Raw genomic sequence first — 16,051 nt, forward strand, 5'->3', positions numbered from 1 at the left:
CTTCAAGAAAAATTTAATAATATGCTTTAATAAGATTTTTGCTAATAAGCAGGCATTCTTGATCAATTTTACCATCAACCAACTCCTGTCTAAATCTTCTTTGAAAAGTTTTTGCTAATTCCCCTAAATATTTATTCTTACCCTTGTCTTTTGGATATTTTTTTGAATATCCAATCTTAAACAGGTTTCTGAAAAAAATATTTTCTTCTATTTTATCTATCTTTAGTTTTCTATTTTTTATCAAATCTTGTTTATTTAGTGTGTTCCATATCCCTATTTTATTTTTAGATAAATATTTCCATGGAAACTTTTCTCCTGGATCTTTTTTTCTTAATACAGCTATATCTGAGTGTCCCAAAATATTCTTAGGACTAATTTTATATTTTTTTATTAAAAATTTACTTAACCTTAAAAGAGAAAAAATTTGCTTTTGTGTAAATTTTTTATAACCATGCTCATGTCCTGGGTTTGTAATTTCAATTCCAATAGAATTTTGATTTAAAGATTTGTGATTTTTCCAAGAAGATTCTCCTGCGTGCCACGCAATGTATAAATCAGGTACTAATTTTATAATTTCACCGTTATTTTTGATTAAATAATGGCAACTAACCTCAGATTGAATATCTGTCAGTTTTTTCAAGGCATTAGATTCGTTTTTCATTCCTGTATAATGAAAAATAATAAATTTGATTTGCTTAGAAGTTCTTTTTTTAGGATTAAAATTTGGGGAATAGTTTAATATAGTTTTTAAAGCCATTTTTGGGTCGTATTTTGAGCAAATTCAAGATTTACAATGGTATTATATACATTATATAATCATCTGATAATGAAAAAAATTATTATAACTTCACTAATAAGCTTGATGTTAGCAACAAATGCTAGCGCTGACACAGATAGTGAAAATAACCTATCTAAAAGAAATCCAGGAGAGGTTAAGGACTGCTTTGAGGGTGTAAATAGAGCTACATTCAAATTTAACCAAGTTTTAGATGGTGCTATATTTCAGCCTGTTGCAAAAGCTTATAGAGTTTTACCATCTCCAGTTAGAGCGGGTACAAGTAACGCTCTAGATAATATTTCTACTCTTGTAACTATACCAAATAACATACTTCAAGGAGAGCTTAGTAAAGCAGGAGTTAATACAGGTAGATTTATTGTTAATACAACTTTTGGAATTGTTGGGATATTTGATGTGGCTGAAAAAATAGGTTTTCCAGAATATGAAAAAGAAGACTACGGACAAACACTTGGTGTTATGGGTGTTGGTGAGGGATGTTATTTAGTCTTACCTGTTTTAGGGCCATCGACTGCAAGAGATACATTTGGCTCTCTAGCAAACTTGATGGGTGGAGACCCTTGGTATAACATTACTACAGTTAACGATACCCAATATTTTTCTGATTTTGATTATTGGGCATCAAGAGCAGGCACTGGAATAGATTTTAGAGCAAAAAATTTAGATTCGTTTGAAAACTTAGAAAAAAATTCTATGGATTTTTATGCATCAGTTAGAAGTTTGTATTTGCAAGATAGACAACAAAAAATTGGTAACTCTAATAAAATAACTGAAACTCAAAATGACAGTGATTGGGAAGAGATAGAAACTCAATAAATTACAAACCTCATGAAATCAAAGAAATTTTTAATATTTTTTTTCATCGTTATCAACTTAGCTAGCGTTAATTATTCTTATTCAATAGAGCCAGACGTATTTGTTCAGTCAACAGTAAATAGGGCTTCGGAAGCATTAAATAATAAATATTCAAAAAAAGAAAAGATAGAAAAGTTAAAAAAAATTGCAAGTGAGACTGTTGACATCAGGGGTATTGGTTTTTACACTTTAGGAGCTTATAGAAAGAGTATCAGTGAAAGTGAAAAAAAAGAATATGAAATACTTTTTGAAAAATATTTTTTAAAAAGTTTTGCCAGCAGATTAGCTGAGTATTCAAATCCAGAGATAGAAGTTATATCTAAAAAAAAGTTAAATGATAACTATACAATGGTCTCAAGTAAACTAGTTCCAACCGAGCAAAGACCAGAAGTTAAAATTGATTGGAGAATTTATACAAAAAAACCACAAAACCCTTTAATCAGAGACTTAATTATTGAGGGGTTAAGCCTTGCAAGAACTCAAAAAGAAGAATTTTCTTCTATAATTCAAAGTAACGATGGAGATATAAATGCTCTATTTGATACTTTAAGAAGTTTTATAAAATAATTTATAGTTGACTGAAAAAAAAAGAATTCTAGATAATATAGAAAATGACAACTCAAGACCTGTTTTATTCTCAGAAAGTCATGGCGGAAGTGAAAGCCAGTTAAGATTGTTATTTAAGTATGTTCCAGATGAGTATTTTAAAGATATTAATTTAATATTAAATAATGCAAATCCATCCTTAATAGATAAAGATAGGTTAAATGTCCTTTGGATGCAACATTTTGTAAATCAAGAAGAGGCAAAAAATTTAGGCTCCAAAGATTTCGTTGATCAGCTTGATTATGTGGTTTTCAATTCTCATTGGAATTTTGAGAAATTTCAGTATCAATTTAAAATACCTGAAAATAAATCAATTGTAATTAGAAATGCAGTTGAACAAATTGCATTTCATAAGAAACCAAAAGATAAAATTAGTTTAATTTACCACACTACACCTTGGCGTGGTTTAAGACACTTATTGAATGTTTTTAAAAAAATAAATCTAAAAAATGTTGAACTTAATGTATGCTCATCTACAAAAATTTATGGGAAAAAATTTGGTGAAAAATATGATGAAAAATATAAATCAATTTTTGATGAATGTATAAATTCAGATAATATTAATTATTTTGGGTATTTGGATAATACAAAAATAATAGAACTTTTAAAAAAAATGCATATTTACTCTTTTCCAAGTATATGGCCTGAAACGAGCTGTATATCAGCAATCGAATCTATGGCTGCAGGTTGTAATTTGGTAACTACAAGTTTGGGTGCTTTATACGAAACTTGTACACCATTTGGAAAATTTATAACTATTGATAAAGATTTACAAAATCTTGAGAATAAATTTCAAACAAAGCTTTCTGAGTGCATCGAAAACTACTGGTCAAATGAAAATCAAGAATTGTTAAGATTGCAAACTGAGACCATAAATAAAACCTATTCTTGGGAAGAGAGAAGTAAAGAATGGATAGGTTTTTTAAAAAAATTAAAGAATTAAGTAAAAACTAAATATAGTTGGTGGGCCCACCAGGACTCGAACCTGGGACCAATACATTATGAGTGTACTGCTCTAACCAACTGAGCTACAGGCCCTGAAAATTAAACTTTAATTATATTATAATGTAACTGATGTCTAGCATAGGTAAAAAGTAATGAAAATGGTGGGACTGGTTGGTTACGCTCCAACTACCCCTGCAATGTCAATGCAGTACTCTACTATTGAGCTACAGTCCCTTTAAATTTTAACTTTCTAAAAAGCTTTTTAGCTGTTTGGATCTGCTTGGGTGTTTTAATTTTCTTAAAGCTTTAGCTTCTATCTGTCTAATACGCTCTCTAGTTACAGAAAACTGAAGACCTACTTCTTCAAGAGTATGGTCTGTATTCATTCCAACACCAAATCTCATTCTAAGAACTCTTTCTTCTCTTGGTGTTAAAGTGGATAAAATCTTCGTCGTAGCTTCACTTAAATTTGACTTAATAGCTTGCTCTAAAGGTGCTAATGCTTTTGTGTCCTCAATAAAATCACCTAAACTGCTATCCTCTTCATCTCCCACTGGTTTTTCAAGAGACACAGGTTCTTTTGATATTTTTAAAACTTTTCTAACTTTATCTAAAGGCATTCTTAATTTTTGCGCTAATTCTTCAGGTGTAGCTTCTCTACCAAACTCACTTAAAATTAACCTTTGAGTTCTTACAATTTTATTAATGGTTTCAATCATGTGAACTGGAATTCTTATTGTACGAGCTTGGTCAGCAATAGATCTTGTAATTGCTTGTCTGATCCACCATGTAGCATATGTTGAAAATTTATAGCCTCTTCTGTATTCAAATTTGTCTACAGCTTTCATAAGACCAATATTTCCCTCTTGAATAAGATCTAAAAATTGAAGTCCTCTATTTGTATATTTTTTTGCAATTGAAATTACCAGCCTTAAGTTTGCTTCAACCATTTCTTTTTTTGCAATTCTAGATTCTTTTTCACCTTTTTGAACTCTGCTGACTATTTTTTTATAATCAGTAACTGAAATTCCAAGTTTATGACTAATCTCAATTAATCTCTCTCTTATATTTTTAAATTCATCTTTATTTTTAGAAAAAAACTGTTTCCACATAGGGTTAGTATCCAAGAACTTTTTAAGATTTGGATTAATTTCATTACCTATATAAAACTTGATAAATTCATTTCTTGGAATTTTTTGATCCATTGCTAACCTCAAAAGATTTCCTTCTAACGAAACAATTTTTTTATTTTCTACATAATGTTTTTGAACCAATTCTTCTAGTACAGAGGGTGACAATTGTAATGATTTAATATTTTCTAAAATATCACTTACAATTTTATCATGTCCTTTTTCTTTAGCAGGCGAGAAACTTACTGCGTTTAAAATACAATCAAGTTTTTCTTTTTGATATTTAATTAATTTTGCGTATTCTTTTGTTAAAGTATTTACAGTTTTTAAAACTTTTGGTTTAATTTCAGTTTCCATTGCCGCAAGCGTTGGATTAAACTCATCATCCTCTCCATTATTTTCATCATTTTTATCAGTTTCACCAGAATTTCGTTGCTTAGCACTTGGACCTGTATTTTCATCTTCCATGTAGTTAGTATCAATATCAATAATTTCTCTAACTAAAATTTCATCAGTTTGAAGTTTTTCATCCCATTCTACAAATTGCTGCGCAGTAATTGGGCTTTGTGCTAATGCGATAAGCATTACATCTTTCCCCGCTTCTATTCTTTTTGCAATTGCGATTTCACCTTCTCGAGACAAGAGCTCAACTCCACCCATCTCTCTTAAATACATTCTTATAGGGTCATCACTTTTCTCGATAGTCTTACCTTCTTCTTTAGATGAACCCTCTTTTTTTCTTAAAACTTTAAAATCAGATTTTTTTTCTACTAATGCTACACTCTCATCAAGAATGTACATGAAAGCTTGTTCTAAATTTTCGTCTGAAAGATTTCTTTTTCCTAATGATTTATTTAATTCATCAAAAGTTATAAATCCTCTATGAGTCCCACGACCCATAAGTCTAGCAAATGATTTTGTAATTATTCTTTCCACAATAGTATATCTGAGATGACTTATATAAGCCCAATTTGAGAAAAATCCACGTATTTTTTGATGGATTTAATTGATGTTTTTTTGTTTTTTTAGCTCTCTTATTTCATTGAAAGTACTTTCACTTAAATCTTTAGAAAACTTCGACTCGAGCTCTTCAATCCTAAACTCTAAATCGTAGTTTTTAAGGTCTCTAGAGACTTCTTCTAATAATTCAAACATTTTATTCTGATCATTTTGATGATTATTTAAAATATGTTTTATTGAGGCAAATTTAAAAATCTTTTCAGTTAATTGAGGGTCGATTGGAATTTGATCTAAGGTAAGTTTTTCTCCACTCTTTAGTTTGGTTATCAAAGTTTCAAGAATTAATTTATTTTCTTCACTAAATAGATTTATATTTTCAATCATGTGAATATTTTCTTGAAATAAATCTAAATTATTCATTATCAAATAAAGCAAGGAAAACTCTTTAAGTTCTACACCACTCAATGATTTACTTTCATTAAAATGTTTTTGGGTAGACTGTAATGATTTAATTTTTTTAGTATAAAATTGTTTTTTTCCTACATTACTATGTGGAGTTAAAGATGAAATTTTCTCTAAGAAAAACTCTAGCACATATTTTTTTATAAAATCATCTTTTATAGTTGCAGCAATAGCTCTTAATTTTTTTTCAAAAATAGCCATTGAAGAAGGATTGTTGTCAGTTTGCTGTTTATAATGGTTAAATATAAACTGATGAATTGAAATTTTTGCTTGTTTAGTAAAATCAATAAAGTTTGCTTTGCCATTTTTATTTGCATAACTATCAGGGTCCTCTCCATCTGGTAAAAAAAGAAACGAAATTTGTTTTTCTGGTTGTAGTTCTTTAATTGAATTTTCTGCCGCTCTAAGTGCTGCTTTGTATCCACTTTCATCACCATCAAAACAAATAATTATATCTTCAAAAAATTGGTTAAGCATTAAAATTTGCCTATCCGTTAAAGAAGTTCCAAGATTTGCTACAACATTTTCAATTCCATTTTTACTTAAACCAACTACATCCATATATCCCTCAACCAAATATACATGATCTATTTTATTGGATAATCTTCTAGCTAAATCTAAATTATATAAATTAGAACCCTTTTTAAAAAAAGGTGTTTCGGGAGAATTAATATATTTTGCTGAATAACTATTTTCTTGGATAGTTCTTCCTCCCAATCCAATAGGTTGACCTGAAATATTATTAATTGGAAATATTATTCTATCTCGAAATCTTTCAATGTATGTATTTTTTTTTTCATCTAAATAAAAAAGACCACTTTCTACTAAAACTTTTTCACTAAAATCATCTTTTAATTTTTCATAAAAATTAGAATTTCTTTCAACAAACCCTATTCTAAAATTTTTTACCTCATCTTTACTAAGGTTTCTTTTCTTTAAATAGTCTCTCGCAATAGTTAAACTTTCATTTTTTAAAATTTCATCATGATAAAATTGAACATATTGATTATAAATTGAGCAATATTCTTGCCAATTTTTTTCACGTTCTTCATCTTGTTTTGAAAATGTGTAAGGTCTCATACCTGCAAGATTTGCTAATGATTTTACCGATTCTCCAAATTTCAAATTTTGAGTTTTCATTAAAAAATCAAAAATATTTCCATGTTCTGATGTTGCAAAACAATGATAAAATTCTTTTTCGTCATTAACCGTAAATGAAGGTGTTTTTTCAGTTTTAAAAGGTGATAAGCCTACAAATTCTTTGCCTCTTTTTTTTAGACTGACAGACTTCGATACAACTGTTGAAACCTTTAAACGAGTTTTAATTTCGTCTAAATACTCTTTTGGGTATTTCATTATTTATTCAGTAGTTCTTTAAGTAGAGGTCCGGCTTTAGCAAAATCTAGATTGTCAGGGTATGACTTTTTTAATTCACCCATAACTTTACCCATGTCTTTAATTGATGTGGCGCCCAATTTACTTATTGTATCAACGCATATCTTTTTAGTTTCTTCATCGTTTAACTGTTGTGGTAAAAAACTAGATAAAAGATCAAATTCATTTTGCTCAACTTCTAGCAAATCTATTCTGTCATTTTTTTTATATATATCTATTGATTCGGTTCTTTGCTTGATCATTTTTTTTAAAAGTTTTTTAATATCCTCATCGTCTGTTTCTTTTATGTCAGCGCCAGATCGATTGATAATATCAATATCTTTTATTCCAGATAAAATTAACCTGTAGGTTGAGATTTCAACCTTATTTTTTGATTTTAGAGAATTTTTATAGTTAGTTTCAATTTTTTCTTTCAATGTCATAATATTTTTAATCTACTGCAAAGTGAAAATTCTTCAAAAGAAAAATTGTTTTTTTATAATTTTATAATACATCTCTGTTGCGATAATTAAGGTTTTATTGTATTAACCTTTAACTCATGAGTTGTAATTGATCAAAAAAGCAAAAAAAATTAGCTCTAACAAAATCTCACAGATTCACACAGGCGTTTTAGTTCTTGAAAATAAAACTATCTTTAAAGGTGTTGGTATTGGCTACCAAGGAACTGCCACAGGTGAAGTATGTTTCAATACTTCTCTAACAGGATATCAAGAAATTATTTCAGACCCCTCTTATGCTGGACAAATTATCAATTTTACTTTTCCACACATTGGTAACGTTGGAACTAACAAGCAAGATTTAGAGTCTGATAAAGTTTGGACCAAAGGTGTAATTTTTAACTCTGAGATAACAAGCCCTTCTAATTATAGATCTTTAATTAATTTAGACCTGTGGTTAAAAAAAAATAAAATTGTTGGGATCACTGGTTTGGATACTAGAGGTTTAACTAATTACATTAGAGATAAAGGAGCCCCTAAAGGTACCATTTCTTTTTCTAATAAAGGCAATTTCAATATTAGTAAATTAACAAATATTACAACAAAATGGAGTGGGTTAAATAATTTAGATTTAGCTGAACACGTAACTACTAAAAAAAATTATATTTGGTCAGGTTTTAAAATTTGGGAAAAAAAAACTGGTTACAAAAAAAATAAAAAAAACTCATTACACGTTGTTGCAATTGACTATGGAATTAAAAAAAATATCCTAAGATATTTATCAGATCTTAATTGTAAAGTAACAGTGGTTTCATGCAAAACGAGTGCAAAAAACATCCTTAAATTAAAGCCAAATGGGATTTTTTTATCCAATGGCCCTGGTGACCCTGCAGCAACTGGAAAATACGCAATTGAAATCATTAAAGAATTAATCAAAAATAATTTACCTATTTTTGGTATTTGTCTTGGTCATCAAATTCTAGCCTTAGCGCTTGGCGCAAAAACTAAAAAAATGAAACTAGGTCATAGAGGTGCTAATCATCCAGTTAAAAACTTGATCAAAGATAATGTCGAAATCACGAGTCAAAACCATGGCTTTGAAATTGTAAGAGCAACATTGCCGAAAAATATTGAAGTAACTCATAAGTCTTTATTTGATAATTGCATTGAAGGAATTAGATTAAAAAATAAACCTGTTTTTTCTGTTCAATATCACCCTGAGTCAAATCCAGGACCGCAGGATAGTGTTTATTTATTTGAAGAATTTATTAACAACATAAAAAAAAATGCCAAAAAGAAAAGATCTTAAAACTATACTAATCGTTGGTGCTGGACCAATTATCATAGGTCAAGCATGTGAGTTTGACTACTCAGGTACACAAGCCTGTAAGGCCCTTAAAGATGAAGGTTATAAAGTTATTTTAATTAACTCTAACCCAGCAACTATCATGACAGACCCTGGTGTTGCAGATAAAACCTATATTGAGCCCATAACTTTAGAGGTATTAGAAAAAATTATAAAAAAAGAAAAACCAGATGCAATTTTACCAACAATGGGTGGCCAAACTGCTTTGAATTTAGCAATGGAAGCGGAGAAAAAAGGAATTCTTAAGAAATATAAGATTGAGTTAATTGGTGCAAATTCTAAGGCAATCTCTAATGCAGAGGACAGAAAAAAATTCAGAAAAAATATGTTAGATATTGGTTTGGACTTACCAAAATCTAGAGTGGTAAATCATATTAGAGATGCCGCAAAAGCTTTAAAACAAATTGGATTACCTGCAATAATTAGACCTGCATTTACTTTGGGTGGTTTGGGTGGAGGAATTGCCAAAACTGAAAAAGAATATCTTAAAATAATTAAAGATGGCTTGCACGAATCTCCTGTTAGTCAAATTTTAATTGAAGAATGCCTCGAGGGTTGGAAAGAATTTGAAATGGAAGTTGTAAGAGACAAAAAAGACAACTGTATTATTATTTGTTCTATTGAAAACATTGACCCAATGGGAATTCATACGGGAGACTCAATTACAGTTGCACCCGCTCTAACACTTACGGATAAAGAGTACCAGGTTATGAGAAATGCCTCAATTGCTTGTCTTAGAAAAATTGGAGTAGAAACAGGTGGTTCAAATGTTCAATTTGCAATCAATCCTAAAGATGGCAGAATGGTTATCATTGAAATGAACCCAAGAGTTTCGAGATCTTCAGCTCTTGCTTCTAAAGCAACAGGGTTTCCAATTGCAAAAGTTGCAGCAAAACTAGCTGTTGGTTACACACTTGATGAATTAAAGAATGAAATTACCAAAACAACACCTGCTTCTTTTGAACCTAGTATTGATTATGTTGTAACTAAAATACCAAGGTTTACCTTTGAAAAATTCTCTACTTCTGAGGCAATTCTTGGAACTTCAATGAAATCAGTTGGTGAAGCAATGGCAATTGGTAGAAACTTTAAAGAATCTCTTCAAAAAGCATTGGTTTCTCTTGAAATTGGCTTTTCAGGCTTAGATCGAATTTTTCCACTTAGCAAAAAAGAAATAGAAAAAGAATTGAAAAAAAATATTCCAAACAGAATATTGTTAGCTGCAGAAGCGTTTAGAAAAAAAATAAATATTAAAAGAATTCACCAACTTTGTAAAATAGACCCTTGGTTTTTAGAACAAATAAAAGAAATTGTTGATGAAGAAAATAAAATACAAAAAAGAGGTCTTCCTAAAGACTACAATGAATTTAATAGAATTAAATCAATAGGCTTTTCTGATAAAAAATTATCTGAAATTACTAAAATTTCTGAAGATATTGTTAGAAAAAAAAGAACTGCTTTAAAAGTATTACCAGTTTACAAAAAAGTAGATACTTGTGCTGCTGAATTTAAATCTTTCACACCTTATATGTACTCAACATATCAAAGAAATTATGCTTTGAATTCAGAGTGTGAAGCAGAGCCTTCTTCAAGAAAAAAGATTATAATTTTAGGTGGTGGACCAAATCGTATAGGCCAAGGTATTGAGTTTGATTATTGTTGCTGCCAAGCAAGTTATGCTCTTAAAGATAGTGGTTTTGAAACTATAATGATTAACTGTAACCCTGAGACAGTTTCAACAGACTACGATACAAGCGATAGACTTTATTTTGAGCCTCTTAAAGAAGAGTATGTTTATAATATTATCAAAAAAGAACAGCAAAAAGGAAACCTTGTGGGTATCATCGCTCAGTTCGGTGGACAAACTCCTATAAGACTTGCAAAATTTTTACATGATAACAAGCTTCCAATTTTAGGTACGCAGTACACATCAATTGATCTAGCTGAAGATAGAGATAGATTTAGAAAATTACTTTATAGATTAAAATTAAAACAAGCAGAAAGTGGTATTGCTAAAACTTACAAGCAAGCCATTCAAATTGCTGAGAAAATTGGACTGCCTTTAATGGTAAGACCTTCTTATGTTTTAGGTGGAAGAGCAATGGAAATTGTTCATGAAAAAAGCCAATTAAAAAACTTTGTGGAAGAAGCGTTTAAAGCTGCAGAAGATAATCCAATATTAATAGATAAGTTTATTAGCCATGCTATGGAAGTAGATGTTGACGCGATATCTGATGGTAAAGAAGTATTTGTTGCAGGTATCATGCAACACATTGAAGAAGCAGGTATTCATTCTGGGGATTCCGCATGCTCTTTACCTCCTATATCTATTAAACCAAAGTTGATAACAGAAATAGAGGTTCAAACAAAAAAATTAGCTTTAGCGTTAAATGTTAAAGGTTTTATGAATATTCAATTTGCCATTAAAAATGATGAAATTTATGTAATAGAAGTAAATCCAAGAGCAAGCAGAACAGTTCCTTTTGTATCTAAAGCAAAAGGTCTTCCTCTTGCTAAAATTGCATCACGTGTAATGGCTGGTGAAAAATTATCTAAATTTAATTTAAAAGGTAAAAACAAAAACCTGTTTGCAGTTAAAGAGGCTGTATTTCCTTTCAATAAATTCCCAAATAGTGACTTATTGTTAGGACCTGAGATGAAATCAACAGGTGAAGTAATGGGATTTGATAAAGATTTTGGCATGGCTTACGCAAAAAGCCAAATTGCTGCATCAAACTCATTACCAACAAAAGGTCTAGCATTTATCTCTCTTAAAGATGGTCATAAAGATGAAGGTGTAGATCTTGCAAAACAATTAATAAAATTAAATTTTACTTTATGTGCAACAGGTGGAACTGCGGATTACATTCGTGAACATGGAATAAAATGCAAAACGATAAATAAGGTTAGTGGAGGCTCTCCTCACATTGTTGATGTACTAAATTCTAAAAAAATTGCACTTGTAATTAATACGGGTGGTGGAAATAGTGAGCATCGTCTTCATGATGCAATGGCCTTAAGAAGAGCAACACTAGGTAATAAAGTTCCTTATTGTACAAACATGTCTACTGCTCAAGCTTGCCTGATGGGGATTAGATCTTTAAAGACAAAAGAGATTACAGTAACTGCACTTCAAGATATTTAATGTGAAGACAAACCAGTATTTGCAATACTAAAAATCATATCTTCGTAACTCATATCAAGGTTTAAAACGCACGATCTATAAAAATAACCTTTTCGAAGACCAGGCATTAAATTTGCTTCTATAAAATGAGGAACCCCTAAGTGATCCATTTTAATATCTATTCTACCTAAAGATTTGCCACCTAAAGCTTTGAACGAATCTTTTGCAAGTTTTGAAAGTTTGTCAAAAACCACAACATCTGAAACAAGAATTACACTCTCTTCGTCATTTTTTTTAACATTAAAATCAAGGATACAATGACCGTCTATATTTTCTTTTACAATAATTTCAATTGGCATAGCTCTTAAAGTTCCATCCATGCTATCTTCAAAAATACCAACACTATATTCTTTTCCTGCTAAATATGTTTCAACTAAAGAAGGTGAGTTTTGACTTATTTTAATATCTAATACTTTTGAGGTAAAATCTTCAAAATTAAATACAATTGAATTTTTATCAACACCCCTACTATCTCCGCCAGTTACTGGTTTAATAAAAAGAGGAAATTTTATTGGAATTGAACTTTTAGTTAAATATTCACCTGGGTTTGTTATAAAAAAATCTGCAGTTCTAATATTATTTTTTTGCATAATCTTCTTTGCTCTATTTTTATCACTTTCATTATCAAGAGCTGCTTTACTTGAGGCAATATATGGAATTTCAAACATCTCTAAATAATCATTTAGCCAAATATTTCTATTATTAAAAAAGAAATACTTAACACCAGAGAATACCAAATCAGGCTTTCTTTTAACTAACGCTTCAAGATCTTCTTCTGAATTAATTTCAGTAATTAATACATTTTTATATCGTTTAGATAAAATCCTTAGAACATTTTTTTCTTCTAGAATAATTCCAACATTATCTTGATGAGAATTTACTTCACCAAAATTAGGAACTACAACTATTTCTATCGACTTATCAATTTTTATTGGAATAATATTATTTTTTTTTAAAGGTAAAATATTACCTATTTCTGGAATTCCTTGTTTAGCTATATCTTTTATAATCATAATAAATCCAATACATAACCCACGCAAAAAAGCGTGAATGATGCAGTCTTTTAATAAAGTTGTTTTCTAAAAAATTGTTGCCTAATTAATGAAGTGTAAAATTATCTGGCAATATCTAAAAAAACTAAGTGTACGCCTTATCGGTGGTGATAGATACAAGTCTCTTTAAATTTAATACTACTTAACATTTCAAATTGTCAGAAAAGAGACGTAAATAGCTTGTATAAATCATCTTTCTTTGACGATCTCCTTCTTTTCAAGATATTTGAATTTAAATGTGGGTATAATTAAAATGGTTTCCTTACTTTAATTGCAAACTCATTTTCAAAGTCTTTATTATTTTTAATTAATCTTCTGATTGAGGTAACAAGATACCAACTATCAATTAGATTTTCTTAAAATAAAAACAAAAGTTACAGATGTCAGCATCATTACTAAAGCATAAGCAGCTGTTGGTACCATATAAGTAATATTATCAAACAATTGAGTAGCAACGAAAACTGCTAAGGTTCCATTTTGTAAACCACACTCTAAAGAGATAGCTCTTTGTTGAGGTGCACCTGATGCAAAAAATTTAGCAACATAAAATCCTATAACCATCATAGTTACATTTAATATTAAGGCGATTAAACCTGCTCGAGTTAAAAAGCTTACAATTTTATCCCATTCTTCGATATATATTGCAGCAAAAACAAGTAAAAATAATACAATGGAAAATCTTTGAATTAATTTTAAATTTCTTATGACAAGATCACCAGCAAAATATCTGATAGTCATTCCAATTATTACTGGAACTGTAACTACAAAAAACATTTTTAAAGCTATGGCTACCATTGTTATTTCGTTTTCAACATATGTGATGTCAAATAGATTAATTGAATTGATAACAATGAATGGGACTGTAACTATACTTAATAAGCTCATAACAGCTGTTAGTGATATTGATAATGCTACATCACCATTTGCAAATTTTGTAAGAACATTTGAGGTTACACCTCCTGGTGCAGCAGCAATTAGCATTACTCCTAAGGCCATTTCAATTGGTACATTTAATGCAATGATAAGTAGATAAGCAACAATTGGTAAAACAATTAACTGACAAATAAAACCAATAAAAAAATCTTTAGGGTTTTTTACAACTCTTAAAAAATCATCTACTGTTAAAGAAGCTCCTAAGCCAAGCATAATTATAGCTAAAGCGATTGGAGCAATATTTGTTACGATCTCCATAATTCTTATTTAAACAAAAAAATTATATAGATACTAGTAAAAAGCTTTAATCTAATTACAGAACTTTCCAGTCGGTCTTAAAAGTTACATAATTTACCTGGATGCATCGTCTTTCTTTAACTATTTTCTTTTTTTCCATACCATGCCAAGTATTCGGCCCACTGGTAAACATATATCCGTAATTATTTTTGTAAGGAACTGTTTTAACCTTTTCTAATTTATCATTATAAAAATCTGTTCCAAGCTCCTCAGACTCGTTAGCATTATTTACAAATATTAATCCAGACATCAGTTTTTCTTTAATATCACAATGAGGCTTTAACCAAAAACCCTCCCTATCACAAATAACCTCAACTCTAACATATGAGTTCGATAAATCTCTATCGATCATTTTTGAAATAGTTCCATGAACTTCCTTGGATTGAAGTTCATTAATAAATTTTACTAAGTTTGGAAATTTTTTTTTATTTTCATTTGTTACAAAGCATCTAAATTTTATTGCTTCACCGCCTGAAGCTATTCCCTCTCTAAACTCTGCAGCACCACCATCAATTGCTCTGGTTCCATCATAATTTAAATTATGTTTACTTACATCTGGAATATCCGCTTTAATAATTTCCTCAATGGCTCCATCAGATAAAGCATTATTATATTCCCAGTGATCAAAAGGAAATTCATGTTTTTTTGCCTGATTTTTAATCGAATTTAAGAATGACATTAAGAATTAATCTTTTGTTTAATAATATTTGCTACTCTATTCGTTTCATCTAATTTTTGATAGTTCCAATTTTCAATCTCTTCACCTAAAATTCTAGTAATATTTAATTCTTTAAATAAATTTCTAAATCTTTGAAATCTTTTGTCATTTTTTTTAGGTGAAATATTGGCTACGTAGATTGGTTTTCCAGTTAAGGCAGCTTCTGATATCATGGAGCTAGAATCGCATGTTACTACAATTTTTTCTGAAATTGCTAAAGCTGATAGATAAGCTTTCTTATCTATAGTTTCAATAACTGTATGATTTTGACCAAAATAATCTTTTGCATATTGAATTATATTTTTTGGTGTTCTCATTGAAGGGATCACAACTAATTGAAAGTTGTTCTGTTTATTCAAGTTGTTTAAATTTTCAAAAATAGCTTTAATATTTTCTCTTGAATATTCATAATACTTTGTAGGACCACCCATTATTAAAGCCCAAATTTTTCTTTCATCTTTTTTAATAAATGAATTTAAATAATCTTTATTTTCATTTATTTCACTTTCAGTAAGATAATGAATTGCACCTTTTGTACTGATAACATTTTGGCCTTCAATTGCATCATGTTCTGGAGCTACAATGAAATCAAAATGATTTAAATTTACTTTTGGATCTTGGATGTGAATATTAAAAACTTTTTTATTGGCTGTATTTTTTAAATGGATTGATGGGATGACACTTTTACGCCCACAAGATATAATCACATCAAAATCATCATGATTAATTTTTTTAAAAACGCTTTGTGAAATAGGGCTAAGATTAGGTGGAATTAATTTCCAAAAATGATTTAGTTCAACCTTGTGGTGAGAAAAATCTATGTCCAAAGCTTTAGCCAAACCTTCTACTTGACTGATCATGCCGTGCATACCCTCGGTCAATAATATCCCTTTTAATTTTGTCATTTATCCTTAT

At 29.6% G+C, this 16,051-nt stretch carries 13 protein-coding genes and 2 tRNA genes; 5 read left to right on the forward strand and 10 right to left on the reverse strand.

The genetic code is table 11. The features are described 5' to 3' along the window. Positions 1-13: 13 nt before the first annotated feature. On the reverse strand, positions 14-757 hold the full coding sequence (locus ABXT55_RS05715) for an N-acetylmuramoyl-L-alanine amidase (protein WP_415284364.1): 744 nt from the start codon (positions 755-757) through the stop codon (positions 14-16). Between the two features lie 69 nt (positions 758-826). On the opposite strand from ABXT55_RS05715, the gene ABXT55_RS05720 reads away from it, so the two are divergent. Genes ABXT55_RS05720 through ABXT55_RS05730 form a run of 3 tightly spaced genes read left to right on the forward strand, consistent with a single transcriptional unit; the run spans position 827 to position 3,200 of the window. Then, a complete protein-coding gene (locus ABXT55_RS05720; RefSeq protein WP_415284365.1) occupies positions 827-1,612 on the forward strand; it encodes a VacJ family lipoprotein in 786 nt (261 codons plus the stop codon). A gap of 12 nt (positions 1,613-1,624) precedes the next feature. Further along, on the forward strand, positions 1,625-2,218 hold the full coding sequence (locus tag ABXT55_RS05725; protein WP_415284366.1) for an MlaC/ttg2D family ABC transporter substrate-binding protein: 594 nt from the start codon (positions 1,625-1,627) through the stop codon (positions 2,216-2,218). A gap of 7 nt (positions 2,219-2,225) precedes the next feature. Continuing rightward, positions 2,226-3,200 carry a glycosyltransferase family 4 protein gene (locus ABXT55_RS05730; RefSeq protein ID WP_415284367.1) on the forward strand — a complete coding sequence of 325 codons (975 nt, stop codon included), beginning with the start codon at positions 2,226-2,228 and terminating at the stop codon, positions 3,198-3,200. Between the two features lie 18 nt (positions 3,201-3,218). Here the strand turns inward: ABXT55_RS05730 and ABXT55_RS05735 are convergent. From ABXT55_RS05735 to ABXT55_RS05755, 5 genes are all read right to left on the reverse strand, one after another. Next, positions 3,219-3,295, reverse strand: a tRNA-Ile gene (locus ABXT55_RS05735). A 66-nt stretch (positions 3,296-3,361) separates the two neighbouring features. Beyond that, a tRNA-Val gene (locus ABXT55_RS05740) sits at positions 3,362-3,436 on the reverse strand. 8 nt (positions 3,437-3,444) lie between these two features. Further along, on the reverse strand, positions 3,445-5,268 hold the full coding sequence (rpoD, locus tag ABXT55_RS05745; protein WP_415284368.1) for an RNA polymerase sigma factor RpoD: 1,824 nt from the start codon (positions 5,266-5,268) through the stop codon (positions 3,445-3,447). A gap of 66 nt (positions 5,269-5,334) precedes the next feature. Further along, positions 5,335-7,110 (reverse strand): DNA primase, encoded by a 1,776-nt coding sequence (dnaG, locus tag ABXT55_RS05750; protein ID WP_415284369.1) that lies wholly within the window; start codon positions 7,108-7,110, stop codon positions 5,335-5,337. Continuing rightward, positions 7,110-7,571, reverse strand: a complete 462-nt coding sequence (locus tag ABXT55_RS05755; RefSeq protein WP_415284370.1) for a GatB/YqeY domain-containing protein — start codon at positions 7,569-7,571, stop codon at positions 7,110-7,112. Before ABXT55_RS05755 ends, dnaG begins: the two co-directional genes overlap by 1 nt. 127 nt (positions 7,572-7,698) lie before the next feature. Here ABXT55_RS05755 and carA point away from each other — a divergent pair, with 127 nt between their 5' ends. Next, positions 7,699-8,895, forward strand: a complete 1,197-nt coding sequence (gene carA, locus ABXT55_RS05760; protein WP_415284371.1) for a glutamine-hydrolyzing carbamoyl-phosphate synthase small subunit — start codon at positions 7,699-7,701, stop codon at positions 8,893-8,895. Next, positions 8,873-12,097: a carbamoyl-phosphate synthase large subunit gene (gene carB, locus ABXT55_RS05765; protein ID WP_415284372.1), complete on the forward strand. Its 3,225-nt coding sequence runs from the start codon at positions 8,873-8,875 to the stop codon at positions 12,095-12,097. Before carA ends, carB begins: the two co-directional genes overlap by 23 nt. On the opposite strand, the gene ABXT55_RS05770 is transcribed toward carB, so the two are convergent. The 4 genes from ABXT55_RS05770 to ABXT55_RS05785 form a co-directional block, all read right to left on the reverse strand. Continuing rightward, entirely contained in the window at positions 12,094-13,149 is a 1,056-nt protein-coding gene (locus ABXT55_RS05770) for a D-alanine--D-alanine ligase (RefSeq protein WP_415284373.1), read from the reverse strand. The genes carB and ABXT55_RS05770 overlap by 4 nt on opposite strands. A gap of 381 nt (positions 13,150-13,530) precedes the next feature. After that, a complete protein-coding gene (locus ABXT55_RS05775) occupies positions 13,531-14,379 on the reverse strand; it encodes a bile acid:sodium symporter family protein (protein WP_415284374.1) in 849 nt (282 codons plus the stop codon). 55 nt (positions 14,380-14,434) lie between these two features. Then, positions 14,435-15,097, reverse strand: a complete 663-nt coding sequence (locus tag ABXT55_RS05780) for a hypothetical protein (RefSeq protein WP_415284375.1) — start codon at positions 15,095-15,097, stop codon at positions 14,435-14,437. After that, positions 15,097-16,041, reverse strand: coding sequence for a mitochondrial fission ELM1 family protein (locus tag ABXT55_RS05785; protein WP_415284376.1), 945 nt, complete (start codon positions 16,039-16,041; stop codon positions 15,097-15,099). Before ABXT55_RS05785 ends, ABXT55_RS05780 begins: the two co-directional genes overlap by 1 nt. Positions 16,042-16,051: the final 10 nt, after the last annotated feature.

Origin of the sequence: Candidatus Pelagibacter sp. Uisw_130 (assembly GCF_047722505.1) — a bacterium.
Classification (GTDB): domain Bacteria; phylum Pseudomonadota; class Alphaproteobacteria; order Pelagibacterales; family Pelagibacteraceae; genus Pelagibacter.

Bases quoted from the DNA above. Each gene is read 5' to 3' on its own strand.
- ABXT55_RS05785 (WP_415284376.1), bottom strand. From the start codon at position 16,041: ATGACAAAATTAAAAGGGATATTATTGACCGAGGGTATGCACGGCATG.
- ABXT55_RS05755 (WP_415284370.1), bottom strand. From the start codon at position 7,571: ATGACATTGAAAGAAAAAATTGAAACTAACTATAAAAATTCTCTAAAA.
- ABXT55_RS05720 (WP_415284365.1), top strand. From the start codon at position 827: ATGAAAAAAATTATTATAACTTCACTAATAAGCTTGATGTTAGCAACA.
- dnaG (WP_415284369.1), bottom strand. From the start codon at position 7,110: ATGAAATACCCAAAAGAGTATTTAGACGAAATTAAAACTCGTTTAAAG.
- carB (WP_415284372.1), top strand. From the start codon at position 8,873: ATGCCAAAAAGAAAAGATCTTAAAACTATACTAATCGTTGGTGCTGGA.
- ABXT55_RS05780 (WP_415284375.1), bottom strand. From the start codon at position 15,097: ATGTCATTCTTAAATTCGATTAAAAATCAGGCAAAAAAACATGAATTT.
- ABXT55_RS05770 (WP_415284373.1), bottom strand. From the start codon at position 13,149: ATGATTATAAAAGATATAGCTAAACAAGGAATTCCAGAAATAGGTAAT.
- ABXT55_RS05715 (WP_415284364.1), bottom strand. From the start codon at position 757: ATGGCTTTAAAAACTATATTAAACTATTCCCCAAATTTTAATCCTAAA.
- ABXT55_RS05775 (WP_415284374.1), bottom strand. From the start codon at position 14,379: ATGGAGATCGTAACAAATATTGCTCCAATCGCTTTAGCTATAATTATG.
- ABXT55_RS05725 (WP_415284366.1), top strand. From the start codon at position 1,625: ATGAAATCAAAGAAATTTTTAATATTTTTTTTCATCGTTATCAACTTA.